Origin of the sequence: Pedobacter frigidisoli (assembly GCF_032678525.1) — a bacterium.
Lineage (GTDB): Bacteria > Bacteroidota > Bacteroidia > Sphingobacteriales > Sphingobacteriaceae > Pedobacter > Pedobacter frigidisoli_A.
In genome coordinates this window covers 138,768-157,279 of record NZ_JAVTSE010000001.1, presented here as the reverse complement: position 1 = coordinate 157,279, position 18,512 = coordinate 138,768, and the positions used below count along the sequence as shown (strand labels likewise).

Below are 18,512 nucleotides of genomic sequence, written 5' to 3'. Positions count from 1 at the left end.
ATGTATGTTAGCAGGCAGATCAAAGCCCATAAAAAAATGGATAACAAGCAATGCGCCTATTATCTATTCGTTATTTGCCTCTTCTCAAATTTCACCTCTCCGATTACCTTTCGGTATTATTAGGCCTGGTATAAACCAGCTGCATCACATTGATGTTCCGCATGGCAAAAGCAGCTTCACAGTAATTGAGATAATAGTTCCACTTTCTGATAAAGGTTTCATCAAAACCCAAAGCCTTCACCTTATCAAGATGTTTATTGAAGGCTACAAACCATAAATGTAATGTTTTAGCGTAATCCAGTCCCATGTCTTTCAAATCGACCAGCGTCAAATCGCCTGTATTGTTAATGGCCTTATTGATTGCGGCTACCGAAGGCAGCAGCGAACCTGGGAATATATGCTTCTGAATCCAGTCTACCCCTCCACGCAGTTGCTCGTACCGGCTGTCAGGCGAGGTAATCACCTGAAAAGCAAAAATTCCGTCCTTTTTAAGTAGCGACTGGCATTTCCCGAAATAAGTCTCCAGATACTGATGCCCTACGGCTTCCAGCATTTCAATGGAAACAATTTTATCAAAAGTCCCTTCAATTTTGCGATAATCCTGAATAATGACTGAAACACGATCCTGGAGCCCTTCCTCCCTAACCCTTTCAACAGCTAGTTTCTGCTGTTCCCTGGAAATGGTAACAGAGGTAACCTTACAGCCATAATTCTTTGCAAGAAAAATTGCATTACCACCCCAGCCGCTACCAATTTCCAATACATGATCAGTTGCTTTTACTTTTAGCTGTTTGGCCAACCGATCATATTTGGCATATTGAGCGTCTTCCAGACTGGTATGCTCATCCAGAAAATAACCGCTGGAATAAGTCATCGTCTTATCCAGAAATGTAGCAAAGAAGTCGTTATTAAGATCGTAGTGCTCTGAGATATTTTTTTGAGAACCAGCCAGGGTATTCGCCCTTCTTACATGCGTAATTTTATTTACAAACTTAAATAGGTTAAGTGCAATTGATTTTACCTTGCTTCCCGTAACCGATGGCGCATTTTCCACGTTTAAAAGTACCCAGTTAATGACATGGGTGATGTTCGAAGTATCCCACAAACCAGCAGTATAGCCTTCTCCAAAACCGATATCTCCATAGAGAGCAATGGATTTAAAAAAATCAGGATGGTTGACCTGGATATCAGCAGAAATTTTACCCTCCCCGTTTCCAAAGGTCATCACTTCGCCGTTTGGCAATGCTAATTCCAGTTTCCCTAAAGTCATTTTGGACAGGGCACTTAATACCACTTTTTCAAAAAAACCTGTTGATGTTTTGGTAGCGACAAGCGTATTCATAAAATTAATCTATTATGGTTTGGGTTTATATGGTTTATATACGTTACGTTGCAGCTCAGGGTTTTCAGCTTTAGGATGAAAGGGTATTTTTTTAATCCACAATTTAAATGCCTGCCAGTGAATCATGCCCATTACCTGTAAAGGAATTAAAGGAATCGACAGAAAATATCTGATCATGCTGGCATTTGATAATGTTTTTTTATTTCCATTTAATGTACTGATAAAAAAACGGTTACCCTGTTTATCAATGTCGTCGATTTTAATTTCAAGCCTGGCATCGGGTACGGTCAGATTGAAATCGAATGAATCATCATGATCAATAAATGGCGAAACGTAAAAATACTTTGTCGTAATTTTTTCAAAAGTATTTCCGTTTAGTTCTTCTTGTCCGAAGAAAAACAATTTCATTTCACGGTAAGTATTGCTGATTTCTGCCACACAGCAAACCGGATGGTCATTTTCATCAAAGCAAAAGTAAAAAGACACGGGATTAAAATTATAACCTAACACATTCAGATTCGTCAGTAACCTGATTTTTAAATCTGAATGTTCCACTCCGTTTTGCTTTATAAAGTCCTCCAGGTGCTGACGGGTATTTTTCGTCGTGTCCGGATTGTCCTTTGGTAATTGTAAATGCTCGGCATCCCTGAATGAAAAAAGGTTAAATTTATTTCTGCTGAACCACCTCAGCTTTTTGGCCAGCACATCAATTTCATCCAGATCAATATAAAACATATACACCCTGTACCAGAAAGAATGCTTTTTTGGCGCGAGCCGGTGATGCATCACCTTGGCGGTATAAATGGATGAGCTGAAAGGCGAGCCGGTATCTTTAACTGACATGATTAACAAGTTACAAAAAATATCCGTTCAGTTTACTACAACTCAACGGGCGTTAAAAGGCACTATAAATTCTTACATAAATCAACGGCACTCTTGTAGGCATCCTCATGAAAGCCATACTTAAAGTAACTGCCGCAATAATAAACTGGCCCTGTTTCATTTAATTGATGAAGCTGTTCCTGAGCTTGCATTGCCGGCACATCAAATAAAGGATGATGGTAATCAATTTCTTTAATGATCTTATCAGGATTTAAAGTAGTTGTGGGATTAATCGAAACAAAATAATTTGTTTTTTCAGATACGCCCTGCAAGCTATTCATCCAGTAGATTGTGCTCGGAAGCAATTTGTCCCCCTGCATTTCCACGCGATAGTTCCAGCTGCTCCAGGCCAGTCTGGCTTTTGGCATCTGCGCCTCATCAGTATGTACCACGGCTTTATTCAGCTGGTATTTAAATTTCGAAAGCAATTGAGTTTCTAAGGCTGTTTTATCTTTTACCATTTCAAAAGTTTCATCTGCATGGCTGGCCATAATCACCTTATCAAATTCAAACTTTTCACCTTTGGAGTTTTCCACTTCCACCTTTCCGTTTTCCAGTCGCCTAACACTAATCACTGTATTATTGATTTTGATCCTGTCGCGAAAGGGGGCGATTAGTTTTTCACGATAGGCCTGACTACCATTTTGAAGGGTATACCATTGGTGCTGGGTATCTAAGCCCAAAAAGCCATGATTTTTAAAAAACCTGATTAGCGTAACGGCGGGGAAATCCAGAATCTGTTCCATAGGCGCACTCCAAACCGCAGCGCTCATTGGAATGAGGTATTGCCAGAGCATATCCTCACTGTATCCAAACTCTTTAAAAAACCTGCCTATAGAGTAATCCTGGTACTCAGGTTTATCCAGGATTTCAACACTCTGCTTATTGAACCGGTTAATCTGCATCAACATCCTGAGGTAAGATATCTTAAACAGGTTTTTACGCTGGGCGAACAAATGGTTTAAACTTGATCCGCTATATTCTAATTTCTTTGGTAAAAACTGAACACTGAATGACATGTCTGTTTTAATAACCGGTGCATCTATTTCAGCAAACATTTCCGTCAGGTTCGGATAAGTCTGGTAATTAAAAACCATAAAACCAGTATCAAGATAAATGGATTTTCCGTCTTCTTCCAGCGTAATGGTATTGGTATGCCCGCCGATGTAATCAGCCTTCTCAAAAAAGGTAATGTCGTATTTATGCTGCAGTTTATGGGCACAGCCCATTCCTGCTATTCCTGAGCCAATGATGGCGAGTGTTTTCATGATGGATGATATTATTTAACCTTTTCGAATAAATAGTGACAAACCATCCATTCGTTTCCTTTATTATAGTTAAACAATTCTGCGCAAGACATATAAAACAAACGCCAGTAAACCCACCATTTTACCGCCTGATCCTGGCCATAAGTGTTTTCCAGGATTGGCATGATTTCTTTCTTATGCTTATCCATATTACTCAGCCAGGCTTCAGAAGTTTTGCCGTAGTTTGTTCCGTTAACCACCCAGTGTTTATCGATCTTCAAATCATCATTAAAATAAAAAAACAGATGATTAGACGGCATAATTCCCCCGGTAAAAAAATACTTGCTCATCCAATCGGTTTCATCAATTACCTCAAACTTATACGCCAGGGTTTTGTGCGTAAAAATATGAACGAACAATTTACCGTCTGGTTTTAAAAATCCTGCAACTTTGTTGAGCAGAAATTTGTAGTTGCGCATGTGCTCAAACATTTCAACAGAAACAATCCGGTCAAAAGAATCTGCAATATTGAAGGTGTTCATATCGGCAGTCAGCACCGTCAGGTTTTGTATCCCTCGTTGTTTGGCGGTATCGTCAATAAAGATTTTTTGTGTAGCCGAGTTCGAAACTACGGTGAAAGTACTATCCGGGAATTTGGCTGCCATATACAGCGAGAGCGAACCCCAGCCACAACCCAGTTCCAGCACATTCTGGCCATTTTGCAATTCCGCTCTTTTGCAGGTTAGCGCAAGCATATCATCTTCCGAAGTGTCGATATCCTTAACACCGGGTTTCCAATAGCCGCTACTATACTTTAAGTTTTTGCCCAGGCAGTATTGAAAAAATTCTGTTGGAAGTTCATAGTGCTGCTCATTGGCCTCTGCAGTATTCACTGCAATTGGCGATTGCTTTAGTTCGGCAACCAGATCCATGAATTTTTCCTGCTGCAATTCTTCATCACCAAGCGTCTCATCGTCTAAACGTTGCTTGCAAAGTTTTCTGATTCCCAAACGCAGTGCGGTATCAGGAAGTTTGTCGTTTTCTAAAAGTTTATCGTACCACATGTTAAGGTAGAAGGTTGAGGGTTGAAAAATTAAGGGACTTAATGCGTTTATATGTTCTTAAACCACGGAAAAAAGGCACTCGTGGTTTGCTGATATTTTTTGTAGGCCTCCGGTTTGCTCCGAAGGTTTTGTTCTTCATTGTTCGGCACTCCGGTTACTTTGGTTAGCAGATATAAAATGATAGCCGGGCTGATGATGGCCACTATGCCCCATGGTGAAGCCAGCGCAAAAACAAAATAGGCCATCCAGGTTAACCATTCAAAGAAATAGTTGGGATGACGACTATAATACCATAATCCTGTATCACAAACCTTTCCTTTATTTTCCGGATCTTTTTTGAACGCAGCGAGCTGTCGGTCGGCAATCAGCTCACCAACAAATGCAATTAGCCATATAGCCAATCCAATATATTCTAAAACAGAAATTTCAGTAGCGGTATTTGCGGTGATGATGAAAAACGGAATGGCCAGCAGTACATTGGATATGGCCTGAAACTGGAAAAATATGAAAAAATTGCGGTCTGCCTGATCTCCCCATTCGCTGCGAAGCTGCTGGTACCGGCCTTCTTCCTCATCCAGATGTCCGATTACACGCTGCCATAAATGAATACCCAGCCTTAACTCTGCCAATAAAAAAACAGCGCAGATTAAAATATTCCTGGTTAGAAACCCTTCAGCAAGAAAGAAGGTAATGATCGTAATCACTGGGAAATTCAACGCCCAGAACACATCCACAACACCGGCATTTTTAATCTTTTTCGCCCAGAGCCAAACCAAAACCATAATGGTACAGCAGGCAATTAATGAAATGAGGGCAATAAAAAGCAGATGTTGATAATCCATCGTAGGGTTCGGGGCTTAGGGTTAAAGGCTCGCATCTGTCGGGTTTTTCCTCAACATGTTGCTTAAATCCTATTTTTTAGTCAGCAATTCTTTAACACCCTCTCCTGGTTTTAGTTTGAATAAATGAACCAAAACGTAGGCCAGAGTGGCTATACTACCTAAACATACGAACAAAATTGTAATAGAGATTTTAAGAATAATACTTTTTTCCTTGTAAAACATCCACAGCGTGATTATCAGTATGTTAGCATAAAAATCCCATAATGTGGCGCGCATCCAGGGGATGCTACCCAAAAAATCCCATTGTTCAAACAGGTTGCTTTCCAAAGAGGTAGAGATCACCTTATAGCACATGAAGACCAAAAGTGCAGCGAACAGGATTTTGAGAAAATTAATCATTGAGGTTGTATATTTTCATCAATATACGACAACAATCGTCAACAGGATGTTTTAAAATGAAATTGGCAGGTAACAACAAAGCCCGTTAAAATTAACGGGCTTTGCTTTACGAAGTTATAAGCGATTCAATATCACGCTACTTGATATTCGATACTTACTACTTATTAAACCTTCCTGATTTTTATAATCCTCATCCAGTGTAACACTTTCATTACCGGATAGGTTGGATCAAATTCCCACCATTTGGTTGCAAAATTAGGGCTATTGGGTTTCTTGTGGTGATTATTCTGAAACAATTCACCCATTAACAGGAAATCCCATGGCAATGAGTTTTTGCTGTGATCTTCATTATCATGATTGGAATAACCATATTTGTGGCCACACCAGTTCACAATCGCGCCGTGTAATGGTCCCATCAAAAAGTGAATTGGCAATAGAATGTACAACCACCAGTGGTTGGCAAACATGATGTAGAAACCAATATAAAATAAGCCACAACCGATTCTCCATAACCACGAATCGCCAATGCGGTCGACCAATGGCCACTCCGGATAGTTCCCTCTGAATGCAGGTTCAGGTTCAATCTTAAAGTGAAGATAATTCATGTACATGTTTTTGGTGGCAATCATCATCCCGAAAACATCTTTGAAAAAATGCGGTGAATGCGGGTCCTTTTCTGTATCACTGTAAGCATGGTGCATTCTGTGCAGAATAGCATAAGCACGTGGATTTAAAAATGATGACCCCTGAGAAAATAAAAGGATTAAATAGAAAAACCGCTCCCAGAAAGGTTCCATTTTAAACATCTTATGAGATGAATAACGGTGGAGAAAAAAGGTCTGGCTAAAGAGAGAAGAAAACCAATGGCAGAGAAAAAAAATAAGAATTATCATGAATGTGTATATGCTTTAATAAACGGAATTAATTGACTTTTAGTTTTTTGCTGGTTAGTGATGTCAAAGAATACCGATAAAGCGAATGGTGTTTTATTTGAAAAAAGGCACAAGTGTTCGTCCAGTCGTGCCCTTTTCCATCAGGTGTTGAATATTTATTATCTGCCAAAATCGTCCTGAACGCGAACGATATCGCTTTCATCCGATGGGTTTGAAGCATCAGTATGTTGCCAGATCTCTGCAACCACACCCCAGTCATCTAACCCGATTAAGCGGTGGCGTTCGCCTTGCTGCAATTTGATCTGATCTTTTGGTGCATATTTTTTTACTTCACCTTCCTCGTCGGTTTCGCTGGTTTTGATACCAACAGTACCTGTTACCACTTGCCATATCTCGGCTCTGCGGTGGTGATATTGCCATGAAAGGCGAGTGTTTGGGGCTACAATTAAAATTTTAGGACTTAATTTACCACCAATTTTTAAGCTTTCTACATCTAATCCGTCAAAATAGGTATCAGCAAACTGTTGAGCCTGTGCTTCATCAATCACAAAAAAACCACCCCATGGGCGTGTTTCATCGCGGTTTACTACATTAAAACCCTCAATCTTTAAACGTTGTGCAACGTTGTCGAATATTTCGCTTTTGTCGTTTTCCATAATTGCCGTAAAAATAGCGCTTTGAAATGAAAAAAGAAGTTTCGGACAGCTTATTTTTTGGCGGGTAGTTACAGGGGGGAGGTTATTTTTCCTGGTAATAACCTATAAGGCCATAAAACCCTCTCCTACGCCCTGCTCGTCCATCCCTACAAAAGAATAATGTCTGGGTAAAAACCAGCCGATGGTTTGCATCACCCCTCTGTAAGTATCCTCATCGCTAAAATCTTTAGGGGTTATATTAAAAACCAGATCCTGAGAAGTGCCCTGCCCGTCTTGTTGTTCCCTTACCATTAATAACACTTTAGGTTGCTTTACGCCATTCAATTCCAGGAATTCGGCAATCACCTTTCTGGTTTGCAGCGGCAAGAGCGACTCAGATGGTTGCCCGATCATAATCTGCTCATTCTCAGCAATGGTTTCATCCGTTACTTTTTTCGAAAAGGGCGTTTCTGTATCCGTGTAAAAGGTTTGATTCAAATGGTAATTCACAATATCGCCATAGGTAAGCACCCAGTCGGCATGTGTTGACGAAGGATTTATGACCACACCATAACCGGCATCCAGCAGAAAGTCGTCTTTCATCTGATCGATAACATAACACTGAAAACTTTTATTAGGTTCGGGTAAAAACAACTGAAAATAGGGAAAGCCATCCGGCCCGGTGATGATTTGAGGTTCACCGCAGCGGAAACTGGCCTGCGCAATGTTCCCTAAAAATGCATCTACCCAAGCTGCATCCCGTTGTTCAGGTGCTACCTGAGTCAATTCATACAGCACACCTGTCTTGCTTAAATCTCCAAGATAGGGTTCTTTTGTCTGGCTTGCTTTGCCAACTTCCCGAGGTTCAATTTCCTCTTCCTTTTTCTTTAAAAAATCAAATATGCCCATTGAAATGCCAAGGTAAAAATTATAAACTGTATTAATAAACCTAACCGGGAAGAATTAATCCTCGACTTCTTTTTCTATTTTTTCCTGTGCCAGCGCCATATCTGCTGTATCTGCTACAGGTTTTTCATTCTCAGCAACAGCAGCAGGACTATATTGCAATTCTACACACATCGGAAAATGATCAGAACCGCAACTGCTTAGCCGCGTAATGCCACCAAGGGCAAAATCCTGCGAGCAGAAAATATGGTCGAGGGGAAAACGGAGAAAAAAATATTTTGCATTGAAGCTATTAAAAAAGCCCCTTCCGCGACGAGGATCAAGTAAGCCACTCACTTTACCAAATAACTCGGTGGTATAACTCCAGGCCACATCATTCAAATCGCCCATTACCACAACCGGACCGGCAATTTCTTTCGCTTTAGCGCCTACCAGCAGTATTTCCTTGTCCCTTTCAGTCGACCGTGGATTCTCCTGTGGGACAGGGGGCTCCGGGTGGAGGCAAAATAATTGTACACGCTGACCGGAGGGAAGAATTACCGTGGCTTCAATAGAGGGAATGTCTTCTTTGACCAAAAATTTAACTGATCCATCCACAATATGGAGGCGGGAATAAAACAGCATACCGTAGGTATTTTCCAAAGGCATACTCAAATGATGAGGGTAACGGTTTAAAAGCGGATCCATTTGCTTAGCCCACCAGCCATTGGTTTCCACCATCAGGATGACATCCGGATCGCATTCTTCGATTAGTTTATGGTAAGCAGTGTCATTGCGGTTATCCTGGAATACATTGGCGATAAAAAGCCTCAACCTTTGCGATTCATCAGGATTTTTCACTCCAACAATCTGCTTTTTACCCAGTTTGGTAAAAGGAAAAACAAGGTAAATCAGGTAAATGAGATTGACGGACAGCGCAGCAAGAAGGGCTATATCCCAAATGGACCCATGGGCGTACAAAAGACCAAAACAAACCAAGACCAGAAAGTTGATGACCAGTTTCTGCAGTCGGGGATATTCAAAAACCCGGAATATCCAAAAATCATGTCGGATAAAAGGAATAAGGGTAGCCAGAAGTAAAAACAGTCCGAGGCCAAAAAGAACGTCGTGCAGCATAGTATCAATACAGGTTTGGTTGTAAAATGATGGATACGACAAACCCATTGATCATCATATTGGCCTTTCAGGGCACTCTTTTCTTGTCGTTGGGAAAGGAACACCAAACCAGATTAAATGTTTGCTTCGAAAGGAAACATTATTTCAAAGCATGTATTACTGTACTAATTATTCTTGATTGGCAAAGGTGCCGGTGCAGTTGTAGGAATCATTTTCTCCCGTTCGTTTTCCTTTGGCTTAGGTAACCCTGAGTAATGGTAAGATTTTTCCGGATCTTCACAAACCGTATAAAAAACAGGCTTTGGCAGAATGTTACTGGTGATCACCGTGCCATTGGTTTTGGTTAGCTCTTGTTTTTGGAACCTACGTAAATAACGGTCATCACTAAAAGGACTACTTAAAAAGTATTCATCATTCTCTGGAGCGGTTTTACTGGTATACAGGTAGGTTGCCTGATCAAAATGATAATCGCCCTCATTTCTCAAAAAGGTTTGATAGTGCTTATTCGCTAATACACCATTTTGCGTAGCGATTTTTGATTGATGATACTGCTCCTTCATCTCCAGAATTTCCATCCATTGCTTCTGCTCATCTTCGTCAGCCTTATTTTTGAAGTATCCGGTGTCACCGCCATAGTTAGATAATTTGATTACTGCCAGCTTACCCTCCTTTGTAATTATCCCATTAAAATCTTCATTCTCTTTCTGACCAGGACTATATGCCAGGATGAAGTCATTATATCCATCACGGTTCTGATAGGTATAAGCTACCTTGTGACTATCGAGGTCCCTATTTACCTGCCCGTAAAGCGTAATGGTTGTAGCTTGATGAGGTAACTGATAAACGAAAGGCCCGTCGAAACAATTTGCATCTTCATTGAAAACCTGATGAATGCCATGCTCCGCAAAACGAATAAAAGTTGGGCTACGCCCGTCGAAACCCACAAAGTTGATTTTTGTACTGTCGCCGATAGATTTGTTCAATGTAGCATATACTTCGAATAGTTCAGATCTATCGGGATAAAAGTTTAACTCATTCTTATTAAAGCTATAACGGCCGAACACCGCAGTTGCATAGCCGTATAACATAAATTCGCCATCCTCGAAGAGACAAATCCCCTCATTACTTCCATACCTTCCTGAAACCTCTTTATAATCCATTTCTTTGTTACTACTTTGTGCAAAAGACAATTTTATTGCCATCAAGGCAATAAAAGCGAAAGCAAATATTTTTTTCATACTTGATAAAGATCCTGTTTAAGATTGAATATCACACGAATATAAACAATTATATCACCGATCGGTGTACTGACTAACATACGATTCTATTGCCTAAACATTTCTCGGACAAATCTGATCTGTTTTGCACCATTTTAGCGTTACCTGGGTTGAGATTCGGCTCTTCATTTACAGGGCATTTACAGGGCATTTACAGGGCATCTACAGGGGGTTATCAGGGAATTGCCCCTACTAACCCCCTACTACTCCCCTGTCAATCCCGCATCAAGCCCCTGTTAAAATAACTCCCTGGCTAAAAAAAATTCTGATCCAAACTCTCTTAAATATTATTGGTACTGCTTTGGATTTTATGTCACTTTGAGATCACCATATCTGATGAACTGGATGCAGATACCGCTTTAATTGCGCCAGTGTTCCTTCAGCCATTTGTAGAAAACGCTATTGAACACGGGTCGCACGGGCAGATTATCTGGAACAGAATTCAACCCATCCAGACGTATCGCATTAAAAAGTCTGGAGTTCATAGAAATCGTTTTGATAGAAGATATTCTTTACTGCCAGAGCGACAAAGGTTATATCTGCTGGCCAAGGCAACAGTATGGGCAGCAACCGAAATTCAATGTGCCAACCAGGCCTTCAACATTTCCAATGCCGATCTGTTTCGGTGGAATGAGCTTTGGCCAAAAATAGCAGCATATTTTGGTCTGCAAGTTGCGCCCCCATTCCACAAGTCGTTACAGACGGTGATGGCAGACAAGGAATTGCTCTGGACAGAAATGTCCAAAAAATATAGCCTCAAAAGTACATATGGTACGCTATCTTCATGGCCATTCGGAGATGCAGTGTTCTCGTGGGATTATGATTTTTTTGCTGATGGTACCAAAGCACGTCGGTTCGGTTTTCAAGAATTCATTGATACAGAAAAGATTTTTTATAGTCTTTTTGATGGGATGAAAGCAAACAAAATTATTCCCTGATGATATTTGGCCTGCACAATTAATTGCCGAATAAAAAGGCCAGCTTAACGTTTGTGAGGCTGGCTTTCGCTGTTGACTTACCTCAACATCCCCAAGAGTAAATCCCCTATACAAAACAAATGCAGGCAACATCCGTCAACCTGCATTGTCATCACTAACTAGTATTTAATTACACTTTCTTACAATAAGTTTTCTTTTTTCAACCACCCATCAATTGTGGTAAAAACTTCGGGAGTAATTGCTTCTTTTATCTGGCTATATTCTTGCTGCTCACAGGTAATGCAATGTTGCAGCAAATGATTCATCCCCGCTATCTGCTTGATGGTGACGTCCTTGTTGCCACCTTTTAAAGGCAAGTTTTTCCAATTGTCCAGGTTTACTTCAGATCTGACCATTAAATCCTTATCACCGTTTATGGCCAGGATTGGCACCCGTACTTTCGGAAGAAAATTAACGGGATCAAACTTCAGGAAATACCTATACCAGGGCTTCACTGCGTTCATGACATAGCTGTAAACCGGAAACCGAAAATGGTCAAATTCAATATTCAGGGTCTTGAAATAAACATCGTCTTTTTTCTTCCACTCATTGTAGGTATCATTTAATTTCTGCTCCATGTTTGCAGAATCGACGTACTGATAAGCCGTTTTGAACATCAGATTATTGATCTCATTAGAACGCTTTTTATCCACGTCACTGATCTTCGCGCTTGCCACAAGATCTTCGTTTTGAAACTTCAGGGAAGATTGTCCATCTAATGCCAAACCGGCCAGGCTAATAATGAAAGCAACATCTTTTGACTTCGACGCGGCAATGGCGCTTGCAGCCCCACCTTCACTGTGTCCAACCAAACCAATGCGTTTTAACTTTAAATCCTTGCGCGATTTCAGATACGCAATTGCTGATAGTGCATCATCAGCAAAATCGGCAGTCGTGGCAAGATCATACTGCCCTGTGGTTTTACCTATTCCCCGGTCATCCATCCTCAATACCGTTAAACCCTTCGCATTAAAATAGTCGGCCAGTAATTTAAAATAAGGGTGGCCGGCCATTTTGCCGTCACGGTCCTGAACACCGCCGCCCGAAACAAGAACAACCGCATTTCCACTAGTATTTCCCTTTGGCAGGGATACCGTGGCCCCGATTGTAATACTTTTATCTGCATTCTTAAATAATACCTCTTCCTCTTGCGCAAACAAATTTACAGATGTTAACACCAGGGCAACCAGCAATAATTTTTTCATCTTATTCTCCTTTACGTGCCAGTTCCACCATCATACTGATTTCATCAACCAATTCAGAAGGACTACCCATGTAGCCTACTTCAGAAAAGCGCAGCATTCCGTCTTTATCAATTACCATTTTATGCGGAATAGCACCCACTCCGAAACTTTTCGAAAAGTTCGCATTTGCATCAAATAAAACATTGAAATCATAATTGTTGTCTTTCAGATATTTGGTTACATATGCTTCATAATCTTTAATCCTTTCCTGCGTATCAACAAAATAGAAAACCACATCTTTATCGTTTTTGTACTTCTCTACAGCCATTTTCATTCCTGGAAAAGCAGCTTTACAAGGTGCGCACCATGAAGCCCAAAAATCCAAAACAATTACCTTACCTTTCAGGTCGCTGAGTTTTACCATCTTTCCCTGATTGCTTTTCACGTTAAAACCTGGAACTGCCTTTTTAATCATCGACTTTCTTACTTTGTTCTCCAGTGCTGAATCAAGTTTCACATCTTTTAAACTAGCTAAATAGCTATCATAGCCATTTTCACTTTTGTTCACCGAAATGTAGTTTTTCTTCAACATCTCCAGCATGAGTGGAGTCATCTGATTTTTCTTCATGCTGCTTTCCAGTGTAAACTTTAATTTATCGGACTGTCCGTTTCGCTCCTGTAAAATCGCGGTGACTTCATTGAGCGGGGAATTTCCGAATTCATACTTCTGTTGCGCTGCGTTAGCGAAGCCTAAAGCGTCTTCATCCTTTTTCAAATGCATCAGTATGTCGGCATAAACTCCGGCATTGTTCATGTAAACATCCATGAAACCGTCTGGTTTCATTTCACTGAATTGCAGTAGTCTACCCATAATCGGCCTTGCGAATACATAGGCTTCCTGCGCATTAAAGGTTTTAAGGGATACATAAGGAACATACATGCTCTTATAAAAGATATTTGCCAGACTGGCAAATGGCGCCAGAGCTACATACTTTTTGAAGGTTACCGAATCTCTGTCAACTGATGCCATAATGGCGATCGAACTGTAAAATTTGGAGTAATCAATCCAGTTCGCCTGATCAAAGGCCCTGTCGGCTTTATCCATTGGGTAACGCTCAAGGAAACTGATCATCGCCGGCAACAATTTTTTATAATCCCGTTCGCCATTCAGTGCTTTAGCGGCCGCTAATTTTTCAGGATTGAGGCGCTTAATCGCCGCAGAATCAATCCCTGCAATTACCCTGGCCATGGAGTCTGCGGCGGTTCGGTTATTAAGAACTTCCGCATAAACCTTTTTCATATTATTCAGGTCTTTCAGATTCTTATCCGGCAGGGAATTTATCAATGCAATATCTTTAGCTGCTAACGCTTTTGCCTTTTCCTGATCTACCTCTTTCAACACTTTCGAATGCGCATAGAAGATATCCCGCTTGCTTGACGGGACATAACGCAGTTGCTGCTGCATCCAGTATACCACAACATCATTACCGATGAGAAATTTATCTTTTGTGAAATCCGGAAACATCTCAGGCACTGTAGCGTTTCTTAAAAAAGCCCATCCAGCATATGCACCAGGCATATTTTTCCCTTCTTTATCAAACAGCAGCCATGCATAGGGCATGGTTTGCCCAATATCTGCTGTTGACCCGCTTTTAAACCTGAATGCCACCAGTGCAGCATTTTTTGGCAGGTTATAGTTTGCGGTCCAAAGGCTGTCTTTCTTTTCTAAAGCAAGTTCATTTTTGATCCATTTATAATCGCAGAACTGATAAACTGTTGCGGTTACATTTTTCTTTCCCTCCAGTACAGTGCCTTTAGGATTATAACTAACCCCAACCTGTTCACCTGCTACCGGTTTCTCTGTGCTCAGTTTAAAGTTTTTGTCTTGTGCAAAAACCGAAGCAATATTGATTGCAAGCGCCAGGGCGCCCGCAATGATCATTTTTTTCATAGTGATAAAAGTGTATTGTATTTGTGTGTTAAAAATATTAAAGGTTATAAGTTACCTGCACCTCTTGGCTTGGCAGATACGTCTGTTATCTTGCCAAATCCATCAAACCTGTTCAATGGATTAGGGTTAATGACTGCAGTTGTCGGATTGATGGACAGCTCATATAAACGGCCCTGTGTTCCATCCCAGGTTGCTACATACAGTAACCTTCCGTCTGCATCAGTGAGGTTAAAATTGGGTGTCGGTTTATAGACTTTCATACAAGTAATGGTTTCCCCGGCAGGCACCTGAAATCCAACCGTTGGGGTATTCTGTGTAGTGTAATCATACAGATATACCTTCGATGCGGTAGCATAATAGCAGATATTTGATGATTTATTTGCCTGATAGAATAAGGCGTTAGAAATCTCAGGCAGGTTAGTCATATCATAGCGGCCCACACCCAGTAAACCATCGTCAGACTTATTGAAGTTGATTACATATAAAGACCTTCCGGTTCCGGTTTTATCCTTAAAAAAGGCAAGGGTATAATTGGTAATTCCCCTATCCATTCCAACCATATCTTTACCAATACTGGTCAGGTTAAATGGCTGTCCGGCGTTGGCTGGCACCCTGAAATCGGTTATGGTACCTGCAGTAGCAGAGGCAGGCCTGATGAAACGGCCGTTCTTTTGGTCGTATCCAACTGATATCAGCGAACCTGATGCACCGCTTACTGTGAACGGTGCAAGATAATAGTCTCCTGTCAGCGCAGCTGAGTAAGAGGCCACCAACTGATCAGAGGCATTGGTGATGTACATTTTTCCATCATTAATCAGCGTTTCATAGGAACTGAGATCGCTCAGGTTATGGGCTTGCGGATTAATAAGTGTTCCTGGTCTTAAAAAGAGCGATTCATTATCCCTTAAAAAGGTAAAGTCATTTCCACTTACCCGCTGTAACTGGGAACTGGTGCCCACGGTAACCCAATTGGTTACAATTGCTGTAAAACTGGTTCTTCTGCTCGCGCTGATAAATCTACCCTCACCAGCCAGCGGGCTTCCCGTTGCCGTTAGGTATAAGTTTTTCAATCTTTTTTCGGGTACGCTCGCAATCGGCACCGCATTCCTGGTTACCAAAAAGTCTACATCACTGGTGGCGCCTTTACTATGAAGTACAAGCAAACCATATTCCATTCCTGCAGATACGCTCAGGTTAAAAACAATATTCGCCTTTGCTGCATTCTTCTTATCCGTTACAATAAGTTCTACAAAGTACAAGCCTAAAGGATCACCGATCGACACATTCAGTCTCCTGAGGCTGGAAATTTCTCTTGGGGTGTTCACCTGCCCGGTGGCAACGGTCTGTTTATAAATAATCCATTTGTAGCTCAATGAAGTGGTATCAATACCATTCATTTTGATTTTCGGTTCAATAACCAGATTGGCGTATCGTTCAATGGAATAACTTGCAGCAACTTTGGTGGTATCCAAAACCGGGGTATTTACGATTGTATAATCATAGTTACCCAAATCCTTTTTACATGACACGACTAAAGCGAGCAAAAAGCCCACACATATAAATAAGTATACTCTAAATGTCTTCATCTTTGTATTCTGTTAATTTGGAAAAGTTACCAGCACACCATTTTCATCCGTTAATGGAGTGGCGTGGCTCGAGTTATATGCGGCCAAGGCATCCTTTACACGCAGCTTAATATCATTCATCATGCTGTTGCTATATTCACCAGGATTAAGGGGTACCCTGCCGCTTTGCTGTAATGGAAAGTCGGCAATGCCGGTAACGTCGATAATGAACCGGAATTTAGTTTTACTATAGGTTCCAAAATAAAACGTCAGGCTGATCAAGCCATCCCAGTTGGCGGGCTTTACAATGTCATCGCTCCAGTTAAGGGTGAAAGCCTGATCTTCTACTACTCCCACTTTAAAGTCCTGAGAATCGGCTATGGTCAGATTAAGGGTTAAGCTGGCAGACTTTATTTTTGCTGTACGATAGAGCACCACAGGAAGCAAACCCTCTACCTGTCCTGCTTTAATTTTACCGTCGATAAAAGCATAATCCGTACCTTCTACGGCAGTAGTACCCTGCTTAATTGTTGCGCCTCTGAACACCCGGTCGGTAGCTGTTGCCAGCCCCATCGTTTTTACTTTAATCTTTATGGTATCTGTAACGATTGAAGATGCCAACGGAACAAAAGAAAAAGATTTCGACGTAATTCTGGTTTGAAGCAAATCAGTCCCCCGTTCAAAGAAATACAATCTTGGATCATTGGTATAGGTATCTACCTCCTTTTCGCAGGAGCTGAATAAGATTGCCATCAACGTGACAATTAATATTGAAAATGTCTTGGATTTAGTCATTGTTATATGAGATTATCTGTTTCCATACTGAATTTCCTGATCTGGTTTAGGGAACACGTAAAGCGCATTATTCCCTATTGTATTGGTGTAGGCAATGGTGCTTGCATTCACTCTTTTGTAGTAGTAAAAAAGCTGACCTTCACAGATAAACTCCCTGCGGTATTCTTTGAATATTTCGTTCTGAATCTGGGCGGGGGTGCTTGAAGAGGCTATTACCGTTGTTTGCCCCCTATTTGTCCTCACGTAATTCAAATAATCTACAGACGCCTGGGGATTGCTTGCTTTCAGGCATTCTGCTGCGATGTAGTACATTTCCGATGCCCTGATAATGGGCATTTTATTGCCGTAGATTACTGGTGCATTCGCATTGGGGATTAATTTTGTAGGGAATAGAATCGAGGTTACATCAGCAGTTCCTGTTAAGTAGAGCAAACGATAATCTGTTGAGGAATTATCCATTTCTGCACTGTAATTAACAGCACTTTTTCCTAGTAAACTGGTTGCAGTTCTGGTAAAGTAATTACTGGCATTGGTGGCAAGGGTATTGATGTTTAATGAAAAAATAATTTCATCCTGGAATAACCTGTCGTTGCCATTAATGATGTTTGCAGACTGGGCAGCAGGATATCTTCCAGAATTGATGACCTCCCGGGCGCAAATCAGGGCATTGGCCTGATCGCCGGCATATAAATATACCCTTGCCTGAAGTGCTTTTACGGCATAATAATTAAATTTATATATCCGGTCTCTGAGGTATCCGGTTGACGTTTTTCCCTGTAAAATGGGGTCTACACTTTTTAACGCTTCTGCTGCCACATTTAAATCAAGCTGAATCTGAGCCAGCACTTCACTCACTGAGGAAGTTGGCGTTGCCTTTGGGTCTATCGTTTTAACATAAGGAATCGCTGCTGCATTTGCTCCACCGGCAGATGCAGGAGCTGGAGCATATAGCCTTAGTAAATCGAAGTGCAGAAATGCCCTTAATCCATAGGCTTCACCTCTGATGATGTTCCGTGTGGATCCGGCGAATATGGAAGGATCAGCGGTATCAATGTTGGTAATAAGGCTATTGGTATTGGCCACGGCAGAATACAATCCTGTCCAGAAGTTATCCAGTCTGGTTTTTAATTCGAGCTGTGCATAATTATAGTTATAGCCCTCAAAACTCGCGTAAGGAGTACCCGAAATATTGGTGTATTGTTTGGCAAGAACATCTAAAGTTCCAAATGTTAATTCCTGTCCGTAAAGGCTATTTCCTGTCAGTTGCAGATAAACGCCTGTAAGCGCATCTTTAAACCCTTGCTCATTTCTAAAAGCAACGGTCGATTCCACTTCTGTTTTTGGCTTAACATCAAGCCATTTTTTACAGGAAGAAACTGATAATAATGCAATAAGCATTAAAACCATATAAATATTTTTTATCATCTTCATAATCTA

Annotated in this window: 17 protein-coding genes; 1 reads left to right on the top strand and 16 read right to left on the bottom strand. The window is 41.0% G+C overall.

The features are described from left to right. Positions 1-103: 103 nt before the first annotated feature. From R2Q80_RS00655 to R2Q80_RS00605, 11 genes are all read right to left on the bottom strand, one after another. Positions 104-1,342 (bottom strand): cyclopropane-fatty-acyl-phospholipid synthase family protein, encoded by a 1,239-nt coding sequence (locus R2Q80_RS00655; protein WP_316797735.1) that lies wholly within the window; start codon positions 1,340-1,342, stop codon positions 104-106. Positions 1,343-1,354: 12 nt separating this feature from the next. Then, the gene (locus R2Q80_RS00650) at positions 1,355-2,185 is read right to left on the bottom strand and encodes a DUF1365 domain-containing protein (RefSeq protein ID WP_316797734.1); all 831 of its coding nucleotides are present in this window, start codon (positions 2,183-2,185) and stop codon (positions 1,355-1,357) included. Between the two features lie 62 nt (positions 2,186-2,247). Next, positions 2,248-3,492 (bottom strand): NAD(P)/FAD-dependent oxidoreductase, encoded by a 1,245-nt coding sequence (locus tag R2Q80_RS00645; RefSeq protein WP_316797733.1) that lies wholly within the window; start codon positions 3,490-3,492, stop codon positions 2,248-2,250. Positions 3,493-3,503: 11 nt separating this feature from the next. Next, a complete protein-coding gene (locus tag R2Q80_RS00640) occupies positions 3,504-4,535 on the bottom strand; it encodes a cyclopropane-fatty-acyl-phospholipid synthase family protein (protein ID WP_316797732.1) in 1,032 nt (343 codons plus the stop codon). Between the two features lie 47 nt (positions 4,536-4,582). Further along, positions 4,583-5,377, bottom strand: a complete 795-nt coding sequence (locus R2Q80_RS00635) for a DUF1295 domain-containing protein (RefSeq protein WP_316797731.1) — start codon at positions 5,375-5,377, stop codon at positions 4,583-4,585. Between the two features lie 69 nt (positions 5,378-5,446). After that, entirely contained in the window at positions 5,447-5,776 is a 330-nt protein-coding gene (locus R2Q80_RS00630) for a DUF1475 family protein (RefSeq protein WP_316797730.1), read from the bottom strand. Between the two features lie 164 nt (positions 5,777-5,940). Beyond that, complete coding sequence (locus tag R2Q80_RS00625; protein WP_316797729.1) at positions 5,941-6,669, bottom strand: acyl-CoA desaturase; 729 nt, start codon at positions 6,667-6,669, stop codon at positions 5,941-5,943. 158 nt (positions 6,670-6,827) lie between these two features. Continuing rightward, on the bottom strand, positions 6,828-7,325 hold the full coding sequence (locus R2Q80_RS00620; RefSeq protein ID WP_047798369.1) for a phosphoheptose isomerase: 498 nt from the start codon (positions 7,323-7,325) through the stop codon (positions 6,828-6,830). Between the two features lie 102 nt (positions 7,326-7,427). Beyond that, entirely contained in the window at positions 7,428-8,213 is a 786-nt protein-coding gene (locus R2Q80_RS00615; protein ID WP_316797728.1) for a hypothetical protein, read from the bottom strand. 54 nt (positions 8,214-8,267) lie between these two features. Further along, positions 8,268-9,326 (bottom strand): endonuclease/exonuclease/phosphatase family protein, encoded by a 1,059-nt coding sequence (locus tag R2Q80_RS00610; protein ID WP_316797727.1) that lies wholly within the window; start codon positions 9,324-9,326, stop codon positions 8,268-8,270. Positions 9,327-9,490: 164 nt separating this feature from the next. Then, entirely contained in the window at positions 9,491-10,564 is a 1,074-nt protein-coding gene (locus tag R2Q80_RS00605; protein WP_316797726.1) for a preprotein translocase subunit SecD, read from the bottom strand. A gap of 329 nt (positions 10,565-10,893) precedes the next feature. On the opposite strand from R2Q80_RS00605, the gene R2Q80_RS00600 reads away from it, so the two are divergent. After that, on the top strand, positions 10,894-11,541 hold the full coding sequence (locus R2Q80_RS00600; RefSeq protein WP_316797725.1) for a hypothetical protein: 648 nt from the start codon (positions 10,894-10,896) through the stop codon (positions 11,539-11,541). 179 nt (positions 11,542-11,720) lie between these two features. On the opposite strand, the gene R2Q80_RS00595 is transcribed toward R2Q80_RS00600, so the two are convergent. From R2Q80_RS00595 to R2Q80_RS00575, 5 genes are read right to left on the bottom strand one after another with little or no spacing between them, the layout of a single operon-like run. Further along, complete coding sequence (locus R2Q80_RS00595; protein WP_316797724.1) at positions 11,721-12,785, bottom strand: alpha/beta hydrolase; 1,065 nt, start codon at positions 12,783-12,785, stop codon at positions 11,721-11,723. A gap of 1 nt (position 12,786) precedes the next feature. Continuing rightward, positions 12,787-14,715 (bottom strand): TlpA disulfide reductase family protein, encoded by a 1,929-nt coding sequence (locus R2Q80_RS00590; protein ID WP_316797723.1) that lies wholly within the window; start codon positions 14,713-14,715, stop codon positions 12,787-12,789. A gap of 44 nt (positions 14,716-14,759) precedes the next feature. After that, positions 14,760-16,301 carry a PKD-like family lipoprotein gene (locus R2Q80_RS00585; RefSeq protein ID WP_316797722.1) on the bottom strand — a complete coding sequence of 514 codons (1,542 nt, stop codon included), beginning with the start codon at positions 16,299-16,301 and terminating at the stop codon, positions 14,760-14,762. Positions 16,302-16,313: 12 nt separating this feature from the next. Further along, entirely contained in the window at positions 16,314-17,033 is a 720-nt protein-coding gene (locus tag R2Q80_RS00580; RefSeq protein WP_316797721.1) for a DUF4843 domain-containing protein, read from the bottom strand. 54 nt (positions 17,034-17,087) lie between these two features. Continuing rightward, the gene (locus R2Q80_RS00575; RefSeq protein WP_316797720.1) at positions 17,088-18,506 is read right to left on the bottom strand and encodes a RagB/SusD family nutrient uptake outer membrane protein; all 1,419 of its coding nucleotides are present in this window, start codon (positions 18,504-18,506) and stop codon (positions 17,088-17,090) included. Between the last annotated feature and the right edge of the window lie 6 nt (positions 18,507-18,512).

Bases quoted from the DNA above. Each gene is read 5' to 3' on its own strand.
- R2Q80_RS00655 (WP_316797735.1), bottom strand. From the start codon at position 1,342: ATGAATACGCTTGTCGCTACCAAAACATCAACAGGTTTTTTTGAAAAA.
- R2Q80_RS00590 (WP_316797723.1), bottom strand. From the start codon at position 14,715: ATGAAAAAAATGATCATTGCGGGCGCCCTGGCGCTTGCAATCAATATT.
- R2Q80_RS00630 (WP_316797730.1), bottom strand. From the start codon at position 5,776: ATGATTAATTTTCTCAAAATCCTGTTCGCTGCACTTTTGGTCTTCATG.
- R2Q80_RS00625 (WP_316797729.1), bottom strand. From the start codon at position 6,669: ATGATAATTCTTATTTTTTTTCTCTGCCATTGGTTTTCTTCTCTCTTT.
- R2Q80_RS00640 (WP_316797732.1), bottom strand. From the start codon at position 4,535: ATGTGGTACGATAAACTTTTAGAAAACGACAAACTTCCTGATACCGCA.
- R2Q80_RS00620 (WP_047798369.1), bottom strand. From the start codon at position 7,325: ATGGAAAACGACAAAAGCGAAATATTCGACAACGTTGCACAACGTTTA.
- R2Q80_RS00615 (WP_316797728.1), bottom strand. From the start codon at position 8,213: ATGGGCATATTTGATTTTTTAAAGAAAAAGGAAGAGGAAATTGAACCT.
- R2Q80_RS00580 (WP_316797721.1), bottom strand. From the start codon at position 17,033: ATGGCAATCTTATTCAGCTCCTGCGAAAAGGAGGTAGATACCTATACC.
- R2Q80_RS00635 (WP_316797731.1), bottom strand. From the start codon at position 5,377: ATGGATTATCAACATCTGCTTTTTATTGCCCTCATTTCATTAATTGCC.
- R2Q80_RS00605 (WP_316797726.1), bottom strand. From the start codon at position 10,564: ATGAAAAAAATATTTGCTTTCGCTTTTATTGCCTTGATGGCAATAAAA.
- R2Q80_RS00645 (WP_316797733.1), bottom strand. From the start codon at position 3,492: ATGAAAACACTCGCCATCATTGGCTCAGGAATAGCAGGAATGGGCTGT.
- R2Q80_RS00650 (WP_316797734.1), bottom strand. From the start codon at position 2,185: ATGTCAGTTAAAGATACCGGCTCGCCTTTCAGCTCATCCATTTATACC.
- R2Q80_RS00610 (WP_316797727.1), bottom strand. From the start codon at position 9,326: ATGCTGCACGACGTTCTTTTTGGCCTCGGACTGTTTTTACTTCTGGCT.
- R2Q80_RS00575 (WP_316797720.1), bottom strand. From the start codon at position 18,506: ATGAAGATGATAAAAAATATTTATATGGTTTTAATGCTTATTGCATTA.
- R2Q80_RS00595 (WP_316797724.1), bottom strand. From the start codon at position 12,785: ATGAAAAAATTATTGCTGGTTGCCCTGGTGTTAACATCTGTAAATTTG.
- R2Q80_RS00585 (WP_316797722.1), bottom strand. From the start codon at position 16,301: ATGAAGACATTTAGAGTATACTTATTTATATGTGTGGGCTTTTTGCTC.